General features: G+C 71.5%; 22 protein-coding genes, 1 pseudogene and 1 riboswitch. Of the genes and pseudogenes, 13 read left to right on the forward strand and 10 right to left on the reverse strand.

Annotation, left to right across the window (positions count from 1 at the left end):
• Positions 1-10 precede the first annotated feature (10 nt).
• The 3 genes from STRTU_RS22475 to STRTU_RS22485 all read right to left on the reverse strand — a co-directional run bounded on the left by STRTU_RS22475 (position 11) and on the right by STRTU_RS22485 (position 3,205).
• Positions 11-877, reverse strand: a complete 867-nt coding sequence (locus tag STRTU_RS22475; RefSeq protein WP_159745574.1) for an HNH endonuclease signature motif containing protein — start codon at positions 875-877, stop codon at positions 11-13.
• 10 nt (positions 878-887) lie between these two features.
• Positions 888-1,511, reverse strand: coding sequence for an HNH endonuclease signature motif containing protein (locus tag STRTU_RS22480; RefSeq protein WP_159745576.1), 624 nt, complete (start codon positions 1,509-1,511; stop codon positions 888-890).
• Between the two features lie 155 nt (positions 1,512-1,666).
• A complete protein-coding gene (locus STRTU_RS22485) occupies positions 1,667-3,205 on the reverse strand; it encodes an MFS transporter (RefSeq protein WP_159745578.1) in 1,539 nt (512 codons plus the stop codon).
• 360 nt (positions 3,206-3,565) lie between these two features.
• Here STRTU_RS22485 and STRTU_RS22490 point away from each other — a divergent pair, with 360 nt between their 5' ends.
• Both STRTU_RS22490 and STRTU_RS22495 read left to right on the forward strand, forming a co-directional pair.
• Entirely contained in the window at positions 3,566-4,072 is a 507-nt protein-coding gene (locus STRTU_RS22490; RefSeq protein WP_159745580.1) for a hypothetical protein, read from the forward strand.
• Complete coding sequence (locus tag STRTU_RS22495; RefSeq protein ID WP_159745582.1) at positions 4,072-5,355, forward strand: sensor histidine kinase; 1,284 nt, start codon at positions 4,072-4,074, stop codon at positions 5,353-5,355. Before STRTU_RS22490 ends, STRTU_RS22495 begins: the two co-directional genes overlap by 1 nt.
• Before the next feature lie 340 nt (positions 5,356-5,695).
• Here the strand turns inward: STRTU_RS22495 and bcp are convergent, their stop codons facing one another.
• Positions 5,696-6,163 carry a thioredoxin-dependent thiol peroxidase gene (gene bcp, locus STRTU_RS22500; RefSeq protein WP_159745584.1) on the reverse strand — a complete coding sequence of 156 codons (468 nt, stop codon included), beginning with the start codon at positions 6,161-6,163 and terminating at the stop codon, positions 5,696-5,698.
• Between the two features lie 224 nt (positions 6,164-6,387).
• On the opposite strand from bcp, the gene STRTU_RS22505 reads away from it, so the two are divergent.
• From STRTU_RS22505 to STRTU_RS22515, 3 genes are all read left to right on the forward strand, one after another.
• On the forward strand, positions 6,388-6,705 hold the full coding sequence (locus STRTU_RS22505) for a DUF3618 domain-containing protein (protein ID WP_159745586.1): 318 nt from the start codon (positions 6,388-6,390) through the stop codon (positions 6,703-6,705).
• 153 nt (positions 6,706-6,858) lie between these two features.
• Positions 6,859-7,161 (forward strand): GroES family chaperonin, encoded by a 303-nt coding sequence (locus STRTU_RS22510; RefSeq protein WP_042155576.1) that lies wholly within the window; start codon positions 6,859-6,861, stop codon positions 7,159-7,161.
• Positions 7,162-7,324: 163 nt separating this feature from the next.
• Positions 7,325-7,396: riboswitch (guanidine-III (ykkC-III) riboswitch) on the forward strand.
• 30 nt (positions 7,397-7,426) lie between these two features.
• The gene (locus tag STRTU_RS22515; protein ID WP_159745588.1) at positions 7,427-7,747 is read left to right on the forward strand and encodes a DMT family transporter; all 321 of its coding nucleotides are present in this window, start codon (positions 7,427-7,429) and stop codon (positions 7,745-7,747) included.
• Positions 7,748-7,842: 95 nt separating this feature from the next.
• Here the strand turns inward: STRTU_RS22515 and STRTU_RS22520 are convergent, their stop codons facing one another.
• The gene (locus STRTU_RS22520; RefSeq protein WP_159745590.1) at positions 7,843-10,047 is read right to left on the reverse strand and encodes a transglycosylase domain-containing protein; all 2,205 of its coding nucleotides are present in this window, start codon (positions 10,045-10,047) and stop codon (positions 7,843-7,845) included.
• A 287-nt stretch (positions 10,048-10,334) separates the two neighbouring features.
• Between STRTU_RS22520 and STRTU_RS22525 the strand changes: the two genes are divergently transcribed.
• The 4 genes from STRTU_RS22525 to STRTU_RS22540 all read left to right on the forward strand — a co-directional run bounded on the left by STRTU_RS22525 (position 10,335) and on the right by STRTU_RS22540 (position 13,860).
• Positions 10,335-11,132, forward strand: a complete 798-nt coding sequence (locus STRTU_RS22525) for an ABC transporter permease (protein WP_159745592.1) — start codon at positions 10,335-10,337, stop codon at positions 11,130-11,132.
• Positions 11,133-11,265: 133 nt separating this feature from the next.
• The gene (locus tag STRTU_RS22530; protein ID WP_159747146.1) at positions 11,266-12,030 is read left to right on the forward strand and encodes an ABC transporter permease; all 765 of its coding nucleotides are present in this window, start codon (positions 11,266-11,268) and stop codon (positions 12,028-12,030) included.
• A 111-nt stretch (positions 12,031-12,141) separates the two neighbouring features.
• The gene (locus tag STRTU_RS22535) at positions 12,142-13,170 is read left to right on the forward strand and encodes an ABC transporter ATP-binding protein (protein ID WP_159745594.1); all 1,029 of its coding nucleotides are present in this window, start codon (positions 12,142-12,144) and stop codon (positions 13,168-13,170) included.
• Between the two features lie 9 nt (positions 13,171-13,179).
• Positions 13,180-13,860, forward strand: coding sequence for a DUF1707 SHOCT-like domain-containing protein (locus STRTU_RS22540; protein WP_159745596.1), 681 nt, complete (start codon positions 13,180-13,182; stop codon positions 13,858-13,860).
• 86 nt (positions 13,861-13,946) lie between these two features.
• On the opposite strand, the gene STRTU_RS22545 is transcribed toward STRTU_RS22540, so the two are convergent.
• A complete protein-coding gene (locus tag STRTU_RS22545; protein WP_159745598.1) occupies positions 13,947-15,257 on the reverse strand; it encodes an SGNH/GDSL hydrolase family protein in 1,311 nt (436 codons plus the stop codon).
• Positions 15,258-15,539: 282 nt separating this feature from the next.
• On the opposite strand from STRTU_RS22545, the gene STRTU_RS22550 reads away from it, so the two are divergent.
• From STRTU_RS22550 to STRTU_RS22560, 3 genes are all read left to right on the forward strand, one after another.
• Positions 15,540-16,889 (forward strand): DUF445 domain-containing protein, encoded by a 1,350-nt coding sequence (locus STRTU_RS22550; protein ID WP_159745600.1) that lies wholly within the window; start codon positions 15,540-15,542, stop codon positions 16,887-16,889.
• A 66-nt stretch (positions 16,890-16,955) separates the two neighbouring features.
• On the forward strand, positions 16,956-17,744 hold the full coding sequence (locus tag STRTU_RS22555) for a class E sortase (protein ID WP_167539187.1): 789 nt from the start codon (positions 16,956-16,958) through the stop codon (positions 17,742-17,744).
• A gap of 32 nt (positions 17,745-17,776) precedes the next feature.
• Complete coding sequence (locus STRTU_RS22560; RefSeq protein ID WP_159745602.1) at positions 17,777-18,010, forward strand: DUF3311 domain-containing protein; 234 nt, start codon at positions 17,777-17,779, stop codon at positions 18,008-18,010.
• A 50-nt stretch (positions 18,011-18,060) separates the two neighbouring features.
• On the opposite strand, the pseudogene STRTU_RS22565 reads toward STRTU_RS22560, so the two are convergent.
• Positions 18,061-19,271: pseudogene (locus STRTU_RS22565) on the reverse strand (RNA-guided endonuclease InsQ/TnpB family protein).
• Positions 19,272-19,471: 200 nt separating this feature from the next.
• Here STRTU_RS22565 and STRTU_RS22570 point away from each other — a divergent pair.
• A complete protein-coding gene (locus STRTU_RS22570; RefSeq protein ID WP_159745604.1) occupies positions 19,472-21,049 on the forward strand; it encodes a sodium:solute symporter family protein in 1,578 nt (525 codons plus the stop codon).
• Here STRTU_RS22570 and STRTU_RS22575 read toward each other — a convergent pair.
• The 3 genes from STRTU_RS22575 to STRTU_RS22585 all read right to left on the reverse strand — a co-directional run bounded on the left by STRTU_RS22575 (position 21,027) and on the right by STRTU_RS22585 (position 24,479).
• On the reverse strand, positions 21,027-21,986 hold the full coding sequence (locus tag STRTU_RS22575; RefSeq protein ID WP_159745606.1) for an SCO0930 family lipoprotein: 960 nt from the start codon (positions 21,984-21,986) through the stop codon (positions 21,027-21,029). The two genes, STRTU_RS22570 and STRTU_RS22575, sit on opposite strands and share 23 nt — an antisense overlap.
• A gap of 190 nt (positions 21,987-22,176) precedes the next feature.
• On the reverse strand, positions 22,177-23,721 hold the full coding sequence (locus STRTU_RS22580; RefSeq protein WP_159745608.1) for an NADH-quinone oxidoreductase subunit NuoF family protein: 1,545 nt from the start codon (positions 23,719-23,721) through the stop codon (positions 22,177-22,179).
• The gene (locus STRTU_RS22585) at positions 23,718-24,479 is read right to left on the reverse strand and encodes a hypothetical protein (RefSeq protein ID WP_246241034.1); all 762 of its coding nucleotides are present in this window, start codon (positions 24,477-24,479) and stop codon (positions 23,718-23,720) included. Before STRTU_RS22585 ends, STRTU_RS22580 begins: the two co-directional genes overlap by 4 nt.
• Between the last annotated feature and the right edge of the window lie 124 nt (positions 24,480-24,603).

Here is a 24,603-nt window from a genome sequence, read left to right on the forward strand (position 1 = left end):
CGCGCCTACTTTACTGTGCCCGGACGCGCCGGTGTGCCGGGATGGCCGAGAGTGCCGACCGGCGGGAGAAGGTCCTGGTCTGGCTGTGACACGAGGGGCACAGGTAGCGCAGGTTCGCCAGCCGGTTGTCCAGCCGGTCACCGTTGATGTGGTCGATCTCCAGGACGAGCCGCCTGCCCTGCCAGGTGTCCCCGAGGCCGCACTCCGCGCACTGCCGGGGAATGTTCTTCTCATCGAGGGCGCGGCGTAAGAACGTTGTCTTCTCGCGTCGGGAACCAGGCTCGCTTCGCCGCAGGATGGCGTCGGCGGACCTGCGGGCCGGGGAAGGGCGCCCACGTCTGTGGCCCCGACCTGTGAAGTGCTCGGTCGACAGGCCGTATGTCTCGATGCTGCGTTTCAGTGCTCTTCGCGACGTGCTGTTGTCGGCCAGGGCGAGGCGGGCGAGGACTCCGGCGAGACTCTGTGAGGAGGCCACGGCCCTTTCCAGATCTTCGCGAGGAAGCAGGGAGGAGCCAAGCCCGCGCTGGGCGAAGTGGGAGGTGTCGATGCCGAATTGATCCAGCTTCCTGCGGAGGTGGGTGTACGCGCTGTCGTACGGCGGTACCTCCATGTACGCCATCATTTCCCGGATGCTGTGGGACTGCGCGGCGGCTTCTTTGAGCAGTGCCTCGGTGTATGAACGGTGTCGGCGTCGGGGGAGCGGTTCGTCGGCGAAATGCGTGGTGTCGATGCCGTAGTGGCGCAGCCGGTCGCGTAGGTATCTGCGCGGACCGCTGCCCATGGGCGCCCCGAGCCGACGCAGCATGTCGACCAGGCTGGTGGAGGCAGCGGCTGTACGGGTCAGCACGTCGCGGGTGTAGGTGAGGTGCCGGGCCATGGACAGGGCGTCACTTCAGCCGGGGCTTGCGGCCGCGGTAGGTGTCGGTCACCGCATGGCAATTGGGACACAGCAAGCGCAAGTTGGCTGGGCGGTTGTCCCACCACTCACCATTGAGGTGATCGACTTCGAGGCGCAACGGCTTGCCGTTCCATTCCGCGCGCATGCCGCACATCGCACACCGCTCCGGAACTCCCCGGCGCAGCAGGTCCTTCTGCAGGCGCTCGCCTGGGGTGCGGCCGTCGGCCGGTGAGCCGAGAACCAGACGGTCGCGCTTGGTGCTCTTGGTATGTCTGCGGGGCGGGGCGGCGAAATGCGTGGTGTCGATGCCCAGTTCGGCAATGCGGCGGCCGATATGTGCTTGATTGCCGCCGACCGGGCTGATGCCGAGGCGGCGTACTACCTCGGCGATGCTGTGCGAGCAGGCCGCCAGCTCACGAAGCCGGGCCTCGGTGTGGCGTACGCCCGGGGGCGCGAAGTGCGCGGTGTCGACGCCCGCCTCCCGCATCCTGGCGCGCAGGTAGCGTCTGCTGCCCGGCGTCGGTGTCCCGCCGAACCATCGCACGGCATCGTCGAACGCCCTGGTGGCGCGCGCGGCCTCCGCGAGCCGCTCGGGCGTGTACTTGACCGGCATGCTTCTCCCCCGTCCCGCGCACCAGGCCCACCCCCGCGCGCCTCTCGAACGGAACAACGATCGAACGCGGGATCGGTTACGGCGGGTGGCGGAGAAGAGGGAAGGGGCCCCGGGGAACGATTCCCCGGGGCCCCTTCCGTGTGAGGGAGGGCAGGTCAGAAGCGTGGTTCCGGTGTCTGGGCCTCGATGAGTTCGACGGCTTCTGCCTTGGTGGCTACCGAGGGTGGGGAGCCTTCGAGGGGCTGTTGGGCGGTTTCCTTCATGCAGGCGACGGCGATGAGGCCGACGAGGGCGGCGCCCATCGTGTAGTAGGCGGGGACCATGACGTTTCCGTGGAAGGCGTCCATGAGGGCGGTGATCACCAGGGGGGTGGTGCCGCCGAAGAGGGAGACCGCCAGGTTGTAGCCGATGGAGAGGGAGCCGTAGCGGACGTTGGTGGGGAAGAGGGCGGGGAGGGCGGCGGACATGGTGCCCAGCAGGCAGACCAGGGAGAGGCCGAGGAGGGCCATGCCGGCGCAGACCGCGGGGATGCTGCCCTGCTTGACGAGGAGGAAGGCCGGGATGGCGGTGACGAAGAAGCCGAGCATGCCCGCCATCAGGAGTGGCTTGCGGCCGTAGCGGTCGTTCAGTTTGCCGACGGTGCTGATGACACACATCAGGGCGATCATGGTGCCGAGAAGGATCAGCAGGCCGTGGGACTCCTCGTAGTGGAGGGTGTCCGTCAGGTACGTCGGCATGTACGACAGCAGCATGTAGTCGGTGATGTTGTACGCGCCGACCAGGGCGATGCAGAGAATGAGGGTGGGCCACTGCTGGGAGAAGATCTCGCTGATCTTCTTCTTGGGGGCGTTCTCGGAGAGGTGGGAGAACTCGGCCTCGGTCTCGACGACCGAACCGGAGGCGCCGTGGGTCTGCGCGGCCTCGAACTTCTGGAAGGCCGGGGTCTCGTCGAGTTTGACCCGGAGGTAGAGACCCACCAGGCCGAGGGGGCCGGCGATCAGGAACGGCAGGCGCCAGCCCCAGCTGTTCATCGCGTCGTCGCCCACGGTGGTGTTGAGCAGCAGCACGATGCCGGCGGCGCCGGTGTAGCCGATGAGGGTGCCCATCTCCAGGAAGCTGCCGTAGAAACCGCGCTTCTTGTCGGGGGCGTACTCGGCGATGAAGGTGGAGGCGCCGCCGTACTCACCGCCCGTGGAGAAGCCCTGGACGAGGCGGAAGAAGATGAGCAGGACGGGCGACCAGAAGCCGATGGCGGCGTAGGACGGGATCAGGCCGATGCAGAAGGTGCCCAGCGCCATCATGATCATGGTGAAGGCGAGGACCTTCTTGCGGCCGATACGGTCGCCGAGAGGGCCGAAGTAGGCGCCGCCCAGGGGGCGTACGAGGAACGCCACCGCGAAGGTGGCGAACGACGACAGCAGCTTGGTGGTGTCGCTGCCGCCGGGGAAGAACACGTTGCCGATGGTGACCGCGAGATAGCTGTAGATCCCGAAGTCGAACCATTCCATGGCGTTACCGAGCGCGGCGGCCTTCACGGCCCGTTTGACGACCCGCTCGTCGGTGACGGTGATATCGGTGCGCCGCAGTTTGGGGTTCTTGCGCCGGGCGACGGCACGGAAGAGCACCCGGTGGCGCTTGAGCGCTTCCCGGTCCTGCTCGGGAACGGCGTCGGCTTCGGTGCTGCCGGTCGGCACGAGGCGGTCCTCTCGGTCGGTCAGCGCGGGGTGCGCGGTGGGATACGACAGGTGCGCCTGCGCAGTGGAGCGCGGATCAAACCACTCTGGCGGCATGAATTGTCGTACGTCACGCGCGGCTGGGCCGTTCGGAGCGGAAAGGGCGGGGGAGGGGCAGGGAAGGGGCGGGATGTGACAGGGTCACGGCCGGGATGCGCCAGGGGGCGGCGGGCCTTGTTACAGGACTGGTACACAGCCGAGCGGTCACCGCAGCGTTCAGGCAATCAGCCTGTGTCGCGGGGACGGGAGAGTGGCAGCGCCGGGCGCGGCATTCGTGTTTGCTGTGGGGGTACGGGGCGTCGTCCCCGGGAGGAGAGCGTGATGACGGACCGCGAAGGGGCCCGCTGGGTTCGGGGGCGTACCGCGCTGGCGGCCTTTGTCGTGGTGACGGCGCTGGCGGCCGGCGGGGTGTGGGTCGGGCAGGCGTCGAAACCCGCGTCGGCCGTGGATGCCGCGCCGAAGACGTCGGCCGTACAGGAAGTCAAGGACGACGGCGAGCCGTCCGACGGGCTGCCCGGGGTCCGGGACTGCGGACGCGGCAAGCCGCAGATCAAACCCCATGTCATCACGCTGACCTGCAACGATGCCGAGATGGTGGCGACCGCGATCAAGTGGAAGCTCTACGGTCCGCGGGAGGCGCTGGGGCACGGCGTGGTGCAGGTGGAGAAGTCCGATTCCGGGCTGGGGGCGGAGGCCGGGTTCCCGGCCACCTTCCGGCTGCTCGACCCGAAGCGGGTCGGCGGGGCGGTGGCCTTCACCGGCCTGGAGGTGACGTACGAGGGCTCGACGCCGCTCGGTGACACGACGGAGATGTACACCCTCGCGTGATGGGTATTCGAGGCCGGATCGCGCTGGCCATTTCCTGTATGACCGCGCTGGCCGTGGTGGTGCTCGGGTTTGCCGTGCACCACATAGCGGATGCGGAGCGGGAGCGGTCGGCGCGCGCGTATCAGGACGACCGGCTGAGTGCGGCGCTGCAGATCTACGAGCGCGACGGCACCCGGGCGCTGGGGGCGCAGCTGGACGACGCGGCCCTGCCGTCGCCGTTGCGGGAGGCGGTGTTCCGGAACCAGTCGGGGACGTATGTCAGCGGCGGTGAGGATCCGCGGGTGTGGGCGGCGACCGGGGTCGGCGGCGGCGACGGGAGCCCGCCGTCGCGGTCACTGTCGGTGTCGGCGCCGTATCCGGATGACGATCCGGCGCAGCTGGCGCTGGACCGGGCGCTGCTGATCGCCGGGTGCGGCACGGTCACGCTGATGGCGGGGGTGTCGTGGTTCGTGGCGCAGCGGCTGTCGCGGCGGCTGCGGCTGAGCGCGGCGGCGGCGCGGCGGATCGCGGCGGGTGCGGCGCCGGACGCGGACGCGCTGGCGAGCAACGGAAGGGACGAGGTGGCCGAGTTGGGCCGCAGTGTGCACCACATGGCGACGTCGCTGGCGGCGCGGGTGGAGGCGGAGCGGGAGTTCACCGCGGATGTGGCGCATGAGCTGCGGACGCCGGTGGCCGGGCTGGTGGCGGCGGCGGAGCTGTTGCCGCAGCCGCGGGCGGTGGAGCTGGTCCGGGACCGGGCGCAGGCGATGCGGCGGCTGGTGGAGGACCTGCTGGAGGTGTCGCGGCTGGACGCGGGCGTGGAGCGGGCGGATCTGGACGCCTGTGAGCTGCCGTCGCTGGTGCGCGGGATCGTGCAGCGGGCGGCGCGGCAGCGTGGGGTGGACGACGGGGCGGACGAGGTGGCGGTGACCGTGGAGGGGGAGCCGCGGATCGTGGAGACGGACCGGCGGCGGGTGGAGCGGGTGCTGGTGAACCTGCTGGCCAACGCGGCCAAGCACGGCAAGCCGCCGATCGAGGTGGTGGTGGCCGGTGCGCGGATCGTGGTGCGCGATCACGGTCCGGGCTATCCGGCGGAGCTGTGCGCCGAGGGGCCGCGGCGGTTCCGTACGGCCGCACCGGAGCGGGGGACCGGGCACGGCCTGGGCCTGACGATCGCGGCCGGCCAGGCGCAGGTGCTGGGCGCCCGCCTGGACTTCGGCGCCACCGAGGAGGGCGGCGCCGAGGCCGTATTGGAGCTGCCGGAGCCCGCGGCGGCGGAGGCTTCGGAGGGGGCTTGCCCTTAGGGGGTGTCTCCAGGAGGCGGCCCCTTGGGGGTGCCGTCTGTCCGGGGGAGCCCTAGGGAGGGGGCGAACGCATCCCGTAGGGGGTGCGCGGGCCCCCTCGGGGCCTCAACGCGGGGGTGAGGGGCGGGTATTCCTGGGGGACCGTGGCCGTGGCCGTGGCCGTGGCCGAGGCCAGGGCACAGGGGCCGGGGCCGGGCCGGGGCACAGGGGCCGGGGCCGGGCCGACCCGGGCCGGCTGCCGAGGCTCCGGGCTCCTGGTGGCCGGCCTCCCGGGCTCGGCGTGCCGTGGCCCTGGGGGCTCCGCGTGCCGTGGCCCTGGTGCCCCGGCCCCCCGGACTCGTTAAAGCCCCAGGTCCTTGATGATCTTGGCGACGTGGCCGGTGGCCTTGACGTTGTAGAGGGCGCGTTCGACCTTGCCGTCCTCGTCGAGGATGACGGTGGAGCGGATGACGCCGGTGACGGTCTTGCCGTAGAGCTTCTTCTCGCCGAAGGCGCCGTAGGCCGTCAGGACCTCCTTGTCGGGGTCGCCGAGGAGGGTGACCTTCAGCTCCTCCTTCTCCCGGAACTTGGCGAGCTTCTCCGGCTTGTCGGGGGAGATGCCGATGACGTCGTAGCCGTGGCCGGCCAGGAAGTCGAGGCTGTCGGTGAAGTCGCAGGCCTGCTTGGTGCAGCCGGGGGTCAGGGCGGCCGGGTAGAAGTAGACGATGACCTTGCGGCCCTTGTGGTCGGCGAGCGAGACCTGCTTGCCGTCCGCGTCGGGCAGGGTGAAGGCGGGGGCGGTGTCGCCGGGCTGCAGTCGCTCGCTCATGGCTCTCCTTAGCGTGGATCCGTACGCCCCGACATTAGCCAGCTGGAGCACGGAACGGTGCCGGGGGCGTCTCAGGGGCGCGAAACGGGGGTGCTGTGGGGCGTGTGGGGTGCCGAGCTGACAGACTGTCCATGACGAATCGGCAGTTAGTGGTGTGGCCGGTTCCGTACGGGGCCTCGTGCCCGGCCCCGTACGCATCGGCGCGAGACGACGGAGGCAGCGCGGTGGCGGAAGCCAGGACCCCGGCGCAGATCGAGGCGGACATCGTCCGCAGGCGGCAGGAGCTCGCCGTCACGCTCGACGAGATCGGTGTGCGGCTGCACCCGAAGACGATCATGGACGATACGAAGGCCAGGGCGGCGGCCGCCGTGGACCGTACGGCGGGGCGGGCCTATGTGGCCGCCAATCGCGCGGTGTCGGATGTGCGGGCGCAGCTGGTGTCGGAGGACGGGGTGCCGCGGCTGGAGCGGATCATTCCGGTGGCGGTGATCGGGGTGGCCGTGGTGGGCCTGCTGACGCTGCGCGCCAGGCGGCGCTGCTAGGGCCGGTCCGGTGGACCATGGCCGGGGCCTGAGCGCCCGCCCCGGGCCGGGCCCGCTGCGGCCCGCGGTGCGTGCCGGGCGTCGTCGGGCAGGTACGGTCATGCCGTGAGCCCGAATAACACCAAGGACACCCACGACAAACTGCCGATCCGGATGCTGCACGACCGTGTGCTGGTCCGGACGGACATCCCCGAGGGCGAGCGCCGCTCGACCGGGGGCATCGTCATTCCCGCGACCGCGGCCGTCGGCCGTCGCCTGGCCTGGGCCGAGGTGGTCGCGGTCGGGCAGAACGTGCGGACCGTCGAGGTCGGGGACCGGGTGCTGTACGACCCGGAGGACCGGGCCGAGGTCGAGGTGCGCGGGGTGGCGTATGTGCTGATGCGGGAGCGCGATCTGCATGCGGTGGCCGCGGAGCGGCTGGAGGGCGCGGAGGACTCGACCGGGCTCTATCTGTAGCCCGCGGTCCCGTGGTCCCGAATCTGTAGCCCGCGGCCGCGTTGTCCCGAATCTGTCGCCCGCGGCCGTAGTCCCGAGCCCCGTACTTCCTTGTCCTCCATAGCTTTTGACCGCCCCCGCCAGGGGGTTCTTTGCGGGCGGTGACCTCGGTCACTGCCCGTTCCGCTTGCCCTTGCTAGCCTTGGGGCATACCCGACGAGACGCGCCGTACCGGGTCAGGACAAGACGACGCACCCCTGTTGAAGCTCTTCGCGGAGGTGTCGTCATGGCCTGGATATTGCTGGTGGTCGCCGGTCTGCTGGAGGTCGGCTGGTCGGTCGGGATGAAGTTCACCGACGGCTTCACCCGGCTGTGGCCCAGTGTGTTCACCGGCGCGGGCATCGTCGTCAGCATGCTGCTGCTCTCGTACGCGGCCCGGACCCTGCCGATCGGTACGGCCTATGGCGTGTGGGTGGGCATTGGCGCGGCCGGGGCGGCGGTGGTCGGCATGCTGGCGCTCGGCGAGCCCGCGAGCGCGGCCCGGATCTTCTTCATCGTGCTGCTGCTCGTCGCAGTGGTCGGGCTCAAGGCGACGTCGGGGCACTGAGCCCGCCGCCCCCGTAGGGACCCGGCCTCCGTACGCCCCCGCCACCAGCCACCCCTTACGGCCCCGCCGCTAGCCATCCCCGACGGCGCGCCCCGCTACCCGCCCCACCCCCACCGCATCTGCCGCCACAGCTCATCGCTCTGGGGCTGCACCGTGGGGACGTCATCGGTGGGCGGTGTGGTCGGCGCGGGTTCGCTGGGGAGGGGCGGGGTGGTGGGCGGTGTGACGGTCGGCGGCGTGGGCCCGACGGTGGGTGGGGTGGGGCCGGTGGGCGAGTCGGTCGGGCCGGTGGAGGGGGAGCCGGAGGCGCTGGGGGACGGGGAGTCGCTGCTGGAGGGTTCGGGGGAGGCGGATTCCGCGCCTGCCTCCAGTTGCAGGTCGAAGTCGCGGACCGGGCGGCCGTTCAGTGCGGCCGCGGTGTAGTCGGCCCAGATCTGGGCGGGGTAGTCGCCGCCGTTGACCCGGGACAGGCCGCCCGCGCCGTACAGGGGCTCCTGGGCGGCGCTCTCCGGGTTCTGGCCCAGTACCGCGACGACGGTGGCGAGTTCGGGGGTGTAGCCCGCGAACCAGGCGGCCTTGTCCTCCTCGGCGGTGCCGGTCTTGCCGGCCGCGGGGCGCCCGGCGCCCTGGGCGGCGGTGCCGGTGCCGCCGTCGACGACGCCGCGCAGGACCGAGGTGGTGGTGTCGGCGGCCGTCCTCGGGATGGCCCTGGTCTCCTCGCGCTCGGGCAGTTCGATCTCCTCCCCCTCGCCCCTGGTGACCTTGTCGACCAGGGTGTACGGCCGGTGGGTGCCGTGCTGGGCGAGGGTGGCGTAGGCCTGCGTCATGTCCAGGACGCTGGGGGTGGCGGTGCCCAGCGAGACGGCGCCCTCGGCGGAGGCGAGGCTGGGGGTGCCGGCGGGGATGCCCAGGGCGATGGCGGTGGACTTGACCTTGGCGGGGCCGACGTCGATGCCCATCTGGGCGTAGACGGCGTTGACGGATTTGTCGGTGGCCTCGGTGACGGTGATCGGGCCGTAGGAGCGGTCGTCCTCGTTGGCGGGGGCGAAGCCGGTGGGGCGGCCGTGACTGATCGTCATCCGCTTGTTGGTGCCGTCGTAGACGGTGTTCGGGGTGATCCGGTCGCCGTCCTGGGTGGTGGAGTGGTGCTGGACGGCGGAGGCGAAGACGATCGGCTTGAAGGTGGAGCCGACCTGGTAGTCGCGGCGGGTGGCTCCGTTGACGTACTGCTTGGCGTAGTCGATTCCGCCGTAGAGGGCGACCACCCGGCCGCTCGCGGGGTCGATGGAGGCGCCGCCGGCCCGGACGGAGCGGTCGACCTTCCGGTCGCCGTCGAGCCGGTCCATCACCCGGGTGTTGACCGCCTTGACGAAGGCGTTCTGGCGCTTCTTGGCGATGGTGGTGGTGATGCGGTAGCCGCCGCCGCGCAGTGTGTCCTCGTCGAGGATGTGGTGGTCGGAGAGGTAGTTCTTGACCGCTTCGACGAGGTAGCCGCGCTGGCCGGACAGCCCGGGGGACGGTTTGGCGCGCCGGGTCGCGGGGAATTCCAGCGCGGCCCGCTCGCCGGCGTCGAGCCACTTCTTCTTCACCATGCCGTCCAGGACGTAGTTCCAGCGCGCCAGCACCCGCGCCCGGTTCTCGGGGTGGGCGGTGAGGTCGTAGGCGCTGGGGGCGTTGAGGAGGGACGCGAGATAGGCGCCCTGGGCGGTGGTCAGCTGCTCCGCGTCGCGGCCGTAGTAGGAGCGGGCGGCGGCCTGGATGCCGTAGGCATTGCGGCCGTAGTAGCTGGAGTTGAGGTAGCCCTCCAGGATGTTGTCCTTGCTCACCTCGCGGTCCAGCTTGATGGCGATGAAGAACTCCTTGGCCTTACGGGTGAGGGTCTGTTCCTGGCCGAGGTAGTAGTTCTTCACGTACTGCTGGGTGATGGTGGAGCCGGACTGTTTGCCCTTGCCGGTGACGGTGTTCCAGGCGGCCCGGACCATCGCGGCGGGGTCGACCGCGGACTCGGCGTAGAAGTCGCGGTCCTCGGCGGCGAGTACGGCCCGCTGGACGGACTTGGGGATCTGGCTGAGGGTGACGTTCTGCCGGTTGACCTCACCGTCGTGGGCCAGCTCGGAGCCGTCGGAGTAGAGGTAGATGTTGCTCTGGGCCTTGGCCGCGCTGTTGGCCGGCGGGATGCCGACGAGCAGATAGCCGGCGATCATCCCGCCGACGACGAGCAGCAGGAACAGCAGCACGGTGCCCAGCAGCGCGCGCCAGGTGGGGATGACACGGCGCCAGCCCGTTCGTTGTCCGCTCATGTCGGTTTGGACTCCTCGGCCACCGCCGGAGGTTGTACCGCGGCGGACGTTTCGTGTCGGGGGATTCGCGCGGTACGCCGGAAGAGCAACTGCCGCCCGCTGGGAAACTCTCGCATCATGCGTCCCGGTCAGCAGGGGTGGCGCGCACCGTAGTCCGCCACCTGACCGGCTGAATGGCGCCCACGGCTCACCCGAAGCGGTGATAATTCGATGGTGCCCGCCGCGTCCGCGGCTTAGGCTCCGGTTCTTTGCGCGTCCGACGACAACGGGGCCGGGGGGTGCACGGCGTGGTGTACGCGGCGGTGGCGGCCGGCAGCTTCCGGCGGTACGCCACCTATCGGATCGCCACCGTGGCGGGGGTGTTCACCAACACCGTCTTCGGCTTCATCGTCGCCTACACCTACCTCGCGCTGTGGGCCGAGCGGCCGCATCTGGGCGGCTACGACCAGGCGCAGGCGCTGACCTTCGTCTGGACCGGGCAGGCGCTGCTGGCCACCGCGGCGCTGATGGGCGGCGGCGGGCTGGACGAGCTCCAGGAGCGGATCCGCAGCGGCGATATCGCGGTGGACCTCTACCGGCCCGCCGATCTGCAGCTGTGGTGGCTGGCCGCCGATCTGGGGCGGGCCGGGCTGCAGCTGATCGGCCGCGGGGTGGTACCGATGGCGGTGGGCGCCCTGGCCTTCCCGCTGGCGCTGCCCGGCGACGCGCTGACCTGGGGCTGTTTTCTGCTGTCGGTGCTGTTCGGGGTGCTGGTGAGTTTCGCGCTGCGGTATCTCGTCGCGCTGGCGTCGTTCTGGCTGCTGGACGGCTCGGGGCTGGCCATGATCAGCGGGCTGGCCTGCCTGTTCTTCACGGGGATGGTGCTGCCGCTGCGGGTCTTCCCGGGCGGTTTCGGGGAGGCCGTCCAGCTGCTGCCGTGGGCGGCGGTCCTCCAGGTGCCGGCCGATGTGCTGATGGGCGTGCGGAGCGGGGACGGGCTGGTGCGGGGGCTGGTGTTCCAGGCGGGGTGGGCGGTGGCGCTGCTGGCGCTGGGCCGGCTGGTGCAGTCGGCGGCGACCCGCAAGGTGGTGGTGCACGGTGGCTAGCGAACGGATCGCCGGCGAACGGACGGCTTTACGGGGCCGGGCGGGGCGCGGACGGACGGGGCAGAGGCGGACCGGGCACGGGCGGGCGGCGGAGGCGGCGCGGGGGCTGGCCGCGTACGGGCTGATCGTCCGGATGTGGATGCGCTCCACCCTCGCCTACCGCACCTCGTTCGTGATGATGGCGCTCGGCAGCTTCGCCGCCAACGGCCTGGACTTCATCGCGATCATGCTGATGTTCTCGCAGATCGAGGCCCTCGGCGGCTTCTCGCTGCCCGAAGTGGCCTTCCTGTACGGGACGTCCGGGATGGCGCTGGGCCTGGCGGACCTGCTGCTGGGCAGCATCGAGGGGCTGGGCCTGCGGATCAGGGACGGCACCCTGGACACCCTGCTGGTGCGCCCCGTACCGGTGTTCGCGCAGATCGCGGCGGACCGCTTCGCGCTGCGCCGGGTGGGCCGGATCACCCAGGCGCTGCTGGTGCTCGGCTGGGCGCTGCCCCGTATCGAGGTGGACTGGACGGTGGGGCGGGTGCTGATGGTGCCGCTGATGGCGGTGTGCGGCACGGCGATCTTCGCGGCGGTCTTCACCGCCGGGGCCGCCTTCCAGTTCTGGGCGCAGGACGCGGCCCAGGTGCAGAACTCCTTCACCTACGGCGGCAACGCACTGCTCCAGTACCCGCCGACGGTGTTCGCCAAGGAGCTGGTGCGCGGGGTCACTTACCTCGTCCCGCTGGCCTTTGTGAACTGGCTGCCCGCGCTGCGGCTGCTGGGCCGCCCCGACCCGCTGGGGCTGCCGGGCTGGGTGGACTTCCTGGGGCCGGTGGTGGCGGCGCTGATGTGTACGGGGGCCGGGCTGGCGTGGCGGCTGGGGCTGCGGGGGTACCGGAGTACCGGTAGCTGAGGGCGGCTCACGGCGGCTCACGGCAGCTGACGGCGGCTCACCGGGCGGGCCGGGAGCGGGACGAGGCCGGGAGCGGGACGAGGCCGGGAACCCGGCGAGGGAGGAGTGGGTGTGGTGAGCGGTGCGGCCGCTGCGGAGCAGCTGATCGAGGTCGAGGGCGTCGAGAAGGTCTTCTCGGTGCGGCGCAAGGCGGGCCGGCTGCGGCGGGTGCGGCAGGAGGTCCGGGCCGTGGACGGCCTCTCCTTCCGGGTGCCGCGCGGCGAGATGGTCGGCTACATCGGGCCGAACGGCGCCGGGAAGTCCACCACCATCAAGATGCTGACCGGCATCCTCGTCCCCAGCGGCGGCCGGCTCCGGGTCGCCGGGATCGACCCGGCGCGGGAGCGGACCCGGCTCGCCCGCCGGATCGGGGTGGTCTTCGGGCAGCGCACCACCTTGTGGTGGGACCTGCCGCTGCGGGACTCCTACGAGCTGGTGCGCCGGATGTACCGGGTCCCGGACCGTACCTACCGCGCCAACCTGGAGCGCTGTGTCGAGCTGCTGGACCTGGGCCCGCTGCTGGCCGTGCCCGTACGGCAGTTGTCGCTGGGGCAGCGGATGCGCGGCGACATCACGGCGGCGCTGCTGCACGACCCCGAGGTGCTGTATCTGGACGAGCCGACCATCGGCCTCGATGTGGTCAGCAAGGCGAGGGTGCGGGAATTCCTGCGCGAGGTGAACGCCGAGCGGGGCACCACGGTCCTGCTGACCACCCATGACCTGACCGATATCGAGCAGTTGTGCCGCCGGGTGATGGTCATCGACCACGGTCATCTGGTCTACGACGGCGGCCTCGACGGGCTGCGGGCGGCCGGGGGCGGCGAGCGGACGCTGGTGGTGGACCTGGCGCGGGAACTGCCGCCGATCGAGGGCGTGCCGGGGGCCCGTACGGTCCGGGTGGACGGCCCCCGGCAGTGGCTGGCGTTCCCGGCGTCGCAGAGCGCGGCGCCGCTGGTCGCCGCGGTCGCCGCACGCTATCCGCTGGTGGACCTGTCGGTGCGGGAGCCGGAGATCGAGACCCTGATCGCCGAGCTGTACGCGGGCGGTGGGCCGCGGTGGGATATCGGACGGAGCGGGACCACGGCGGACGATGCCCTCTAATGTGTCCGCATGACTGAAGACCTCCCTGAATTGCGCGCTTCGGATGCCGACCGTGAGCGGGTGGCCGAGATCCTGCGGGACGCCCTCGCGGAGGGACGGCTGGCGATGGCGGAGTTCGAGGAGCGGCTCGACGCGACCTACCAGGCCCGCACCTATGGGGAGTTGCAGCCGCTCACCGCCGATCTGCCGTCGGCCGCGGCGCAGCCGGCACCGCTGTCGCTGCGCAAGGAGAGCGGGGCGCCGGAGCGGTGGTCGGAGCGGATCGTGAGCGGTACGGAGGGGTCCGGGCTCGGCCTCTCCCTCATGGGCGGCTTCCAGCGCAAGGGCCGGTGGACGATCGGGCGGCGCTTCACGGCGGCCTGCCTGATGGGCGGCGGTGACATCGATCTGCGCGAGGCGAACTTCGCCGGCCCGGAGGTCGTCATCAACTGCTGGGTGCTCATGGGCGGGGTGAACATCGTGGTGCCGCCGGGCGTGGAGGTCGATGTCCGCGGGCTCGGCATCATGGGCGGCTTCGACGCGCGGGAGGACGGGGCACCGCCCGAGCCCGGCGCGCCCCGGGTGATCGTCAAGGGCCTGGCCCTGATGGGCGGCGTCGGCGTCGAGCGTAAGCTGCCCCGGGCCGAGCGGCGCCGCCTGAAGGAGGAGCGGCGCCGTATCGAGGGGGACGGGCGCAAGGAGCTGGAGTAGAGGCGCCGTTCCGGCCCTGAGGACCCCGGGCCCCGGCCCCCGCCCGGCCGGGCCGGATCCGACGCCGCGCGCCTGCTCCGTTGGCGTTACAGCGCGGCCCGGGCCGACTGCTTGAGGTGGGCGAGGTTCACGGCGTAGGCCATCGCCCGGTAGCCCTCGTCGCTCGGGTGGAGGTGGTCGCCGGAGTCGTAGGCGGGGCGCAGCCGCGCCGGCGCGGCCGGGTCGCGCAGCGCCTTGTCGAAGTCCACGACCTCGTCGTAGACGGTGCCGGAGCGGATGATCCGGTTGACCTGCTCCCGTACCGAATTCAGCTGGTTGGAGTAGCCGCGGTGTCCGCCGAACGGCGTAAGGGTGCTGCCGGTGACGCGCAGCCCGCGGGCGTGCGCCTCCTGGACGAGCTGCCGCATGCCCGCGACGATCTTCTCCGGGTCGAGCTGGCGCGGGGTCTTGAACAGGTCGTTCAGCCCGATCTCGACGATCACCGCCTTCGCCCCGGTACGGGACAGCGCGTCGCGCTCCAGCCGGGACAGCACACTGGGCCCGTTGTTCGGCGAGAACTTGCTGCCGTTGACCAGCAGCCGGTTGCCGCTGATGCCCTGGTTGAGGACGCCGTAGCGGGGCGCGCCCGGCTCGGTGCGCAGCCGCGCGGCGAGGAAGTCCGTCCAGCGGTGGTTGGCGCCCGCGGTGGAGGTGATGCCGTCGGTGATCGAGTCGCCGATCGCGACGACCGAGCCGCGGGCCTGGGCGCTCCACACGTCCACGCCCGTCAGATACCGCCAGTACGGGCTCTGCTCGGTGTAGGCGGCGCCGGTGGCGTCCTCGGCGCGGTCGCCGTGCGCCAGGTAGGAGGTCTGCCGGGCGTACGGGTGATAGGTCGTGGGGCCGGAGGGCGACGGCGAGTACATGGTGACCAGGAGGTCCGCGTCGCCGGGGACCTTCAGCCGGGCCGGGTCGCTGGTGACCGCGCCGCCCGCCGGGATGGTCACCGCGGGCTTGCCGCCGAACGCCAGCCGCCGCATGGTGCCGCTCGCGGCGGTCGGGTTGCTGGGGGCCGCGGCCAGCGCCAGCGTGGCGTGGCTGACCACCAGCGGCCGGGTGCCGTAGAGGTTGGAGAGCTGGATGCGGACGCCGGAGCCGCCGACACTGGTGTGCACGACATTGCGTATCGACATCCCCGCATAGCCGTTCAGGGTGCCGGGCTCGGCCGCCGCGGCTGCCGCCGACCAGGTGCCGACCCACTGGCCGGAGACAGCGGGGGCCGCGGGGTCGCGTGGCTTGTGCGAGGAGCCGTCCGGACCGCCGTTCGTGCCGCCGAAGCCGACGAATATCGCGGTCGAGATCAGTACCACCACTGCTGCCAGACCGGCGAGCAGGGAGTAACCCACACTTTTCTTCATGCGGGAGGGGTCTCCTGGGTAAAGCGGAGCAGCACGCTCCGGGCGGGCAAGGGCAGCGGATGATCAGCGGCACCGTTGCGGTCCGATCGGTCTCTCATGATCCCACGGACCTCGGGGACGCCGCCCGGCGCCCCGTGTCGATGCCCCCCACGGCATGGACGCCGGGAACTCGTGGTTCGTTCCAGGAGTAGGTCACAGTGGGATGACGGCCGGAACGTGGCCGTCGTGCCGAGCAGGGCAGGCCGTAGCGACGGCGGGGGCACGGTGGGAGCGGTGGAGCGGATGGAACGGACAGAAGCGGATACGGCGCCGAAGGCGGAGCGGGCGTCCGGGGCGGGCACGGCGCCGACGGGCACCGGGCCCGGCGGCGGGTTCGTCCCCGGCGGCACCGACGAGGAGCGCCGGCGCGCGGTGCGCCGGATGAAGACGCTGGCCACGGGCCTGCTGCTGGCCGTCGCCGTGGTCTACGCACTGGCGAAATGGGCCGGATCCGCCGGGGCGGGCGGCTGGACCGGGTATGTCGCGGCGGCCGCGGAGGCCGGGATGGTCGGTGCGCTGGCCGACTGGTTCGCGGTCACCGCGCTGTTCAAGCGGCCGATGGGGCTGCCGATCCCGCACACCGCAATCATTCCCACCAAAAAGGACCAACTGGGGCAGAGTCTGGGTGATTTCGTCGGGGAGAACTTCCTGTCCGCCGAGGTCGTCCGCCGCCGGCTGCGCTCCGTCGGCATCGGCCGGCGGCTCGGCGGCTGGCTCGCCGAGCCGAAGAACGCCGACCGGGTCACCGACGAGCTGTCCACCGCGCTGCGCGGGGCGCTGACCGTGCTGCGCGACTCCGATGTGCAGGCGGTGGTCGGTGAGGCCATCACCCGCCGCGCGGACGCCCATGAGATCGCGCCCGGGGCCGGCGCGATGCTGGAGAAGATCGTCGCGGAGGGCGGCCACCGGCGGATGGTGGACCTGATCGTCTTCCGCGCCCACGACTGGCTGGTCGAGCACGCCGACTCCGTCATGACCGCGGTCTCCGGCGGCGCACCGGGCTGGACCCCGCGGTTCGTCGACCGCAAGGTGGGGGACCGGGTCTACAAGGAGCTGCTGCGCTTCGTCACCGAGATGCGGGACATGCCCGAGCATCCGGCGCGCGGCGCGATCGACCGCTTCCTCGGGGACTTCGCCGACGATCTGCAGTCCGATCCGCAGACCCGGGCCAAGGTCGAGCGGCTCAAGTCCGAGGTGCTGGGGCGCGGCGAGGTGCAGGATCTGATCGCCTCGGCCTGGGGCTCGGTCCGCGCGATGATCGTCGCCGCCGCCGAGGACGAGCGCAGCGAACTGCGGCTGCGGGTACGGGCCGCGCTGCTGTCCCTGGGCCGCAGGCTGTCCGACGAGGAGCGGCTGCAGAGCAAGGTGGACGGCTGGCTGGAGGGCGCGGCCGTCTATGTGGTGACGACGTATCAGAGCGAGATCACCTCGCTGATCACCGACACCGTGGCCGGCTGGGACGCCGAGCAGACCTCGAAGAAGATCGAGGCGCACATCGGCCGGGACCTCCAGTTCATCCGCATCAACGGCACCGTCGTCGGCGCGCTGGCCGGGCTGTGCATCTACGCCGTCTCGCAGGCGTTCGGCGGCTGACCCCGTCCGCGGCGCGGACCGTGCGCGCCTCTGGTGACCTGTGCCCGCAGGGCTTACGGTGCCCGCGTGCGGGAGCGGATACCGGTAGTCGTGCAGGGACGGCGGGCCCGCCGCCCCGGCGCCGTGCGGGCGCTGTGGACGGGTGCGGAGCTGGCGGTGACGCTCGGCGCGGTCCTGCTGCTGTTCGTCGTCCACCAGCTGTGGTGGACCAACCGTCAGGCGCAGCACGCGGCACGGGACCAGGTGAGCCGGCTGGAGCAGCAGTGGGACGCCCCGCCGCCCGCGGCACCACCCGGCCCGGACCCGGAGGACGGCCGTACGGAGGCCGGGGCCGCCCCGAGCACCCCGCCGCCCGGCTCCCCGCCCGTCCGCCGCGCCGGGAGCCGGACATCCCCGCCCGCACCGGATCGGGCGTACGCCGTGCTGCGCATCCCCCGGATCGGGCTCACCGCGCCCATCGCCCAGGGCGTCGGCAAGGCCGCGGTCCTCAACAGGGGCTATGTCGGCCACTATCCGCACAGCGCGCAGCCCGGCGGGGTCGGCAATGCCGCGCTGGCCGGGCACCGCAACACCCACGGCGAGCCGTTCCGCCACCTCGACCGGCTGCGGCCGGGCGACACCGTCGTCGTCGACACCGCCGAGGCCCGCTACACCTACACCGTGCGGCGCACCCTGCCGCGGACCACCCCCGGCGACGGCACGGTCCTCGCCGCCGTCCCGTACAGCGCCGTACACCCCGCCTACCGCTTCACCGCACCGGACTCCTATCTGACCCTGACGACCTGTACGCCGGAGTACACCTCCACCTACCGGCTGGTGGTCTGGGCCGTGTTGCGGTCGACACAGTCCCGGTGAGCGGAGCCGGCCGTCACCTAGGCTCTCGCCTCGTGCGAAACCAGACCTCCGGCGGCCGGTCCCCGGGTTCCAGAAAGCGTCCCGCGCTGCTGTGGCTGCTGCTGCCGTATGTGCTGTTCCTGGCGGTGCTGCCGCTGGTGAACCGGGTGACCCCGACCGTGCTCGGTCTGCCGTTCCTGTTCTTCTGGATGCTGCTGGCGACGCTGGCCACCCCGCTCGCGGTGTGGCTGGCCCGGCGCGGCGACCGGGCCCGGGGGCGGATTTGAAACCTCCCCCTCGTAAGCGAGGGGGATTCCTAGCTCACTTTGCCTGACGCCTAGCAGGTGGCAGGGCTTACAAGGTCAGCACTAGCCGGGTTGAGACCAGCCCGGACCAGCATCACGTGGGCGGAGTTCTTATCCCGTGGCCGGGAGGCTCCGCATGCGGTGCAGGTATACGTTCGTTCGGAAAGGGGCAGTGCGTGCTTGGCTCTCGCTCCGCAGTCTGCGCAATCCATCGTGGTGTGTGCCGGGTGCACCAGGTGCACCTTCCGCGCGTGCTTACGGCCCATCTCGACCAGCGCGGCCTTCGTCGCACTGATCGCGGCATCCGCCGCCTTACGGGCCATGGTGGTCTTGGCGAGGAACTTCGGCTTGAAGTCCTCCACCGCCAAAGCATCGTGGTCGGCCACCACGCGCTTTGCCCACTTGCGGCCGGTGTCCTGCCGCTGCCGGGCCACCCTCTTGTGGACCTTCGCCGTCTGCCGCTTCGCTTCGCGATAGCCCTTAGATGCGGCCTGTCCGTGCTTCGGCTTACGCCGGGCCATCATCCGCTGATAGCGGGCCAGATGCTGTGCGGCGTTCTTCCCGTGCTGAGCGTGGGGAAGGTCATGGTCGTTGCTGGTGGTCGTCGCGGTTTCCTTGACTCCCCAGTCGATGCCGATCACACACCCGGTTTCGGGCAGTGGCTCGGACCCGGTTTCGACAACGAACGACGCGTACCAATGGCCGAGACTGTCCCGGTAGACCCGCACCGAGGACGGGTCGGACGGAAGGTCACGCGACCACACCACAGTCAGCACCATCCCGCCTGCCAGATGCAGACGGCCGTCCTTCAGACGGAACCCGCGCCGGGTGTATTCAAAGCTGGGAGAGGCGTCACGCTTCTTCTTCCACTTCGGCATGCCGGCACGCTGCCGCATCGGCAACCGGGCCTTGATGTCCTTCATCGCCTTCGCCCGGGACTTGCCGAAATCGCGAATCAATTGCTGCTGCGGCACCGAGGCGCCTCACACAGCCACGGGATGCGAGCACGGGCCTCGGTCAGCATCGCGGACAGCTGCACCGGACCACACGTCTGCCTGTCCTCAGGATGCGCACGGTTATGCGCATAGACAGCCTTCGACTTGGCGACGCACTCATTCCACACCCACCGGCACCGGTCCCACTCCGCCAGCAGCAAAGCGTTCGCAGTCGACGACACACGCAACCGGAAGGCGTACCGGGCATGCCCGGTCTCCCCCCACGTCTGCGCTGCTGTCGTCACGATCACCAACCTACCTGGGAGGTACGACAGTTGAGGCCCGGTGTCCTATCGGTGCTCCCTCACCACCACCGTGGTGAATGCCATATCGACGGGCGGAGATACGGCTTTCCCTGCCCTGCTCCGCAGGAGCTTCGTTTCTCCCCCGCAAGCGGGAGGTACCCCCACCCCCGACTAAAGCCGGGGATATCCACGAAGGAGAAGCGATGAACGCCGCGGTCTCGACCGCCGTCTTCGGCGGCTTCATGGTGCTCACCGTCGTCCTCGGGCTGCGCGCGGTGCGCGGCCGCGGGTCCGGCGGGGGACTGGCCGAGTGGTCGGTGGGCGGCCGGAGCCTGGGCACGGTCTTCATCTGGGTGCTGATGGCCGGGGAGAGCTATACGAGCTTCAGCTACCTCGGCGCGGCCGGGTGGGGCTACAAGTTCGGTGCCCCGGTGCTCTATGTCCTGGCCTATATGTCCTGCGGCTATGCGCTGGGGTACGTCGTCGGGCCGATGCTGTGGGCCTACGCCCGCCGGCACGGTCTGGTCGGGATCACCGACATGATCGCGCACCGCTACCGCGCACCCTGGCTCGGCGCCGCCGTCGCCGTCCTTGCCACGGTCTGTCTGCTGCCGTACATCCAGCTCCAGATCACCGGCATGGGCGTGGTCGTCTCCACCATTTCCTACGGTGCCATCAGCCTCAACTGGGCCTATTTCCTGGGCTTCGCCGTCACCACCGGCTTCGTGGTGATCAGCGGGCTGCGCGGCAGCGCGTGGGTCTCGGTGCTCAAGGACGTCCTGGTCATCGGCACCCTCGGTTTCCTCGCGGTCTATGTGCCGCTGCACTACTTCGACGGCTACGGGCCCTTCCTGGACCGGATCGTGGCCGAGAAGCCGCAGTGGCTGACCTTCCCCGGACACGACTCGGGCGGCCTCGGGCAGGTCTGGTTCATCACCACTACCCTCGTCAACTCCCTCACCGTGGTGATCTTCCCGACGACGGTGGCCGGCTATCTCGGTGCCCGCAACGCCGAGGCGCTCCGCCGCAACGCCCTCTACCTGCCCTTCTACAACGTGCTGCTGTTCGTGCCGATGCTGCTGGGGATGGCGGCGCTGTTCGTGGTGCCCGGTCTGGTCGGCGCGGACTCCGATCTCGCGCTGTTCAGGATGGTGGTGGACTCCCTTCCGGCGTGGGCCGTGGGGCTGGTCGGGGCGGCCGCCGCGCTCTCCTCCATCGTGCCGATGGCCGTGTTCATGCTGGTCATCGGCACGATGTGGGGGAGGAGCGTGCTGGGTGCGATCCCCCGTCTCAACAAGGGGGCGGCCGGGGCGGATTCGGGGGACGGCGGGGGAGCGCCGGCCGGCGGACGGCAGAAACTGTGGTCGCAGCTGGTCGTGGTGGCGGCCGGGGCGCTGGCGCTGCTGCTGACCTACACCGCCCCCGAGACCCTGGTCCGGCTGTCCCTGATCTCGTACGAGGGCATGGCGCAGCTCGTGCCGATGCTGCTGCTGGGGCTGGTGTGGCGGCGGCTGACGCTGCACGCCGCGGTGAGCGGCCTGGTGGCGGGCTTCACGCTGGTCTGTGTCCTGGTGTTCGGGGGACACGACCCGGTGTGCGGGATGAACGCGGGGATCGTCGGGCTCGCCGTGAATGTGGCGGTGGCGCTGGCGGTCACCTGGCTGGGGCCGCGCGCCGCGGACGCGAGGCCGGACGCCGAGGTGCTGGCGCTGGACGACGAGTTCCCGCGGGACGGGGAGCCGTCCCGGGGCGGGCGGCTCAGCCCTCCGGTGTCGTCGTGATCTTCTTGCCCTCCTTGGAGACCGCGAACCACAGGCCCATCTTGCCCTGGCCGTTGATGTCTCCGGGCTGCTCGTCGCCGGTGAACCAGTAGACGGGCCAGCAGTCGACGGCCAGCTGACGGGTGCCGTCGGGGCGGGTGACGGTGGAGATGAGCTTGGGGGCGATGCCGTTGAGCTTGGAGCGGTCGGCGGGCTTGGCGGGCTTCCAGGTGTCCAGGCAGGCGTCGTTGCAGCCGAACTTCATCGGCCAGGCGCTGTCCTTGTTGAAGCGGTAGAGGGTGCGGCCCTTGCCGTCGACGAGGATGCCGCCGAGGTCGGGGTGGTTGAACACCGAGACGTCGCTGGGCTCCTGGGCGCCGGCCTTCTTGCCGTCGGGGGCCAGCGCGTTCCAGGTGCCGCCGACGCCCTGGCCCTTGGTGTCACCGGCCTTGGTGTCCTTGATGTAGCGGTAGGCGGGCCAGCCGGCGATGGTGAGCTGCTTGACGCCGTCGGCGCGGGTGACCGAGCCCAGCTTGCTCTTGTCGATACCGGCAGGGGCGCTGGCGTCGTCGGCGGGGACCGGCGGCCAGGTGGTGGCGCAGGAGCCGTTGCAGTTGGACTTGGCGGGGTCCGGGGTGTCCTTGTCGAAGCGGTAGAGGGTCATGCCCTTGGAGTCGGCGACGACCGTGCCGAGCTTGGCGTCCTGGTGCAGGGCCAGCTTTCCGGCGGGGGCGCCCTTGGGGGTTTTGCCGCCGGCGTCGGCGCCGCCCGCCTGGCCGCCGTAGCCGCCCGCGCCGCCGGAGGAGCCGTAGTCACTGGTGCCCTGGCCGGCCGGCTGGACGTTGTCCGCGCTGGTGGTGCCGGGGGCGCTCTGGGTGCCGCTGCTGCCGCAGGCGGTGGTCAGTGCCAGGGTGGCGACCGCGGCGGCCGCGAACGCCGCACGACGTCGATTGATCATGATGTCTCCTCTGCCGGTGGGTGGTTCCGTCGCTTGCTGAGGTGGTGACTGCGCCGCTCGTCCGGGCGCCCGTGCCGTTCCCGTCCGGGCGGCGGCGGGTGCCGTCGCCCGGGGAATACGCGCTGCGGGGTGCCCGGCGTTCAACGGCGCCGAAGAATTTTCCGCGGGCGCAAAAGGCCCGTGCGGACCGTCAGTTGCCGCCCTGTACCCGCAGTGCCAGCGCGGGACAGCGGCGCACCGCGAGCTGGGCACGGCGCCGCATCCGGGCCGGCAGCGGCATGCTGGCGGACTGCGGATAGCCGTCCGCGCCGAGCTTGACGACGCCGGGCACGACATCGGCGCACAGGCCGTGGCCGCGGCACAGCGTCCAGTCGACCAGCAGCCGTTCCTGCGGCGGCGCGGAGGTCCGCGCCGGGGCGGGCGCGGGGGCGGTGACCGCCAGCGGCGGGTTTCCGGTGACCGGCAGCGCACCGGTCACCGGACGGCCGCAGCCGAACCCCTGCGCATGCCGCTCGAACTCCTCGGGGAAGGACCGCAGGGCCGAGGCGACGAAGCGCGAGGTGCCGTCCGGGTGGCTGCAGGCGCCGCGTTTCTCCACCGCCCGCATCCGGGCCTGTACGGCCTCCAGGGCGCTCTCCCCGCCGCCCCGTACGGCGCGGTCGAGCTGGTCGGCGAGCGCGGGCAGGCCGAGCACACAGGGGCCGCACTGGCCGGCCGACTCGGCGGCCATCCACTGGGCGACGCGTACCGTCTCGCCCGCCGGACAGGTGTCGTACGGGATCGGCAGCACCGCCCCGGCGCCGAGCACCGCGCTGTACTCGGCCAGCGACTCCTTCGACAGGTTCGCGGTCAGCGCGTCGGCCGGGGAGATGAACGTGCCGTGGTAGCCGCCGATCAGCACGCCCTGCCCCTGGTCCATCCCGCACAGCGCCAGGACCCGGGCCAGCGAGACGCCGTAGGGGACCTCCACCACCCGGCTGCCGGCGACCGTCAGCAGCAGCGTGCCGGGCTCGGTGGGCAGGCCCGTGGTGCGGTAGCCGAGCGCGCCGAGGCGGGCGGCCACCGCGAGCTGGGCGTAGGTCTCGGTGTTCGACAGCAGGGTCGGCACCCCGTTCAGACCACGCTCGCTGGAGCGGATCTTGCGGCCGGAGGGCAGCCCCGCGCCGCCGCTCAGCCCGTTCGTCATGGCGGACCCCTCGCCGGTGACGAACCGTTCGGTGAGCAGGGTGACCCGTAAAGCCGGCCGGACCGGGCCGCGTTCGTCGATGGCGCGCTGCACCGAGCTCAGCACATCGGTGCGGGTCACCCCCAGGGCGACCTCCTGGGCGCCGAGCGCGTCGGCGGCCAGCAGCGCGCCGTCGAGCACCAGATGCGGGGCGTGCAGCAGCATCGCGGTGTCCTTGAGGCAACTGGGCTCGCCCTCACTGCCGTTGACGACCACGGCGCCCTTGCCGTCCGCGCGCTGCATCCCGTCGATGACGGCGGTCAGCTTGCGGGCGAAGGGGAAGCCCGCGCCGCCGCGGCCGCGCAGATCGATGTCCTCGGCCAGCGCCACCAGCTCCTGGGAGGTGAGCTGGGGGAGGCTGCCGTGCCGGGACAGATGGGCCACCCGGTCCATCCGGGGTGTCTCGTCGAGGCCGGCCAGCAGCCGCGGCGGTCCGAAGGACGCCAGCGTCGGTACGGGTTCCGTCTCGGCGAGCGCCGGCAGCAGTTGGGTGGAGGCGGGGGCGGTCATGGGAGTTCTCCTGTGTTCCTGCGTGCGTCGCGCAGCCGCAGGGCGAGTCGTACGGCCACCGCCGTGAGGCAGATGGCATATCCGGCGACGGCCCAGCCGGCCGCCGCGCGCCCGGACTTGAGGCCGTGCACCAGCGCGAGTCCCCAGGCGAGGTAGGCGCACATGTGCAGCGCCCGCCACCAGCGGGCGCCGGTCAGGCCGGTGAAGGCGCCGCGCACCGCGCCGGTCACCGCCACGGCGATGAAGGTGTAGGCGGCGAGGGTGCCGAGGCCGATGAGCCCCGGCCGGGCGCCGTCGGTGAAGGGCACCGCGGCGGCCGTGGCGCCGGTGTGGCCCTCGGCGATCTTCACCCAGATGTGCAGGCCGAGGAAGCCGAGTCCGGCGACCGCGGTGCCGCGGTGCACGGCCTGGGCGAGCAGCCGGTGGCCGGAGTGCAGCACCATCCGGTCGGTGGCGGCCAGGCCCCACAGCACGGTGACCGACAGCGAGACCAGCGCGAGGACCCCGGCACCGAAGTCCAGGAAGCGCATCAGGGTGTCCGCCGCGCCGGAGTGCAGCGTGACGGCGATGAAGAGCAGCAGCGCGGCCGGAAGCGCCGGACGGAGCACGGCAGTTCCGGCGAAGCCGCCGCCGGGGGCCCGCCGGTCCGGCGGGCCGGGTTCGTTCGGCGGGCGCCGGGGGCGGGGCACGGTGGGCGAGGGCCGGGCGCGGTGTGAAGCGCGGCGGCTCTGCCGGCTCTGCAAACGCGGTGCGGACATCGGACCTCCCGGTGTCGGGGCACGGGTGCGGGATGCGAATTTCTATGAAATCTCCCGGGGGTGCTATTTGCCCGGGGCTTTTGTTCGGGTGACCCCCGGTAACACTAAACATTCTGTGACCGGG

This window comes from Streptomyces tubercidicus, from assembly GCF_027497495.1.
Taxonomy (GTDB): domain Bacteria; phylum Actinomycetota; class Actinomycetes; order Streptomycetales; family Streptomycetaceae; genus Streptomyces; species Streptomyces tubercidicus.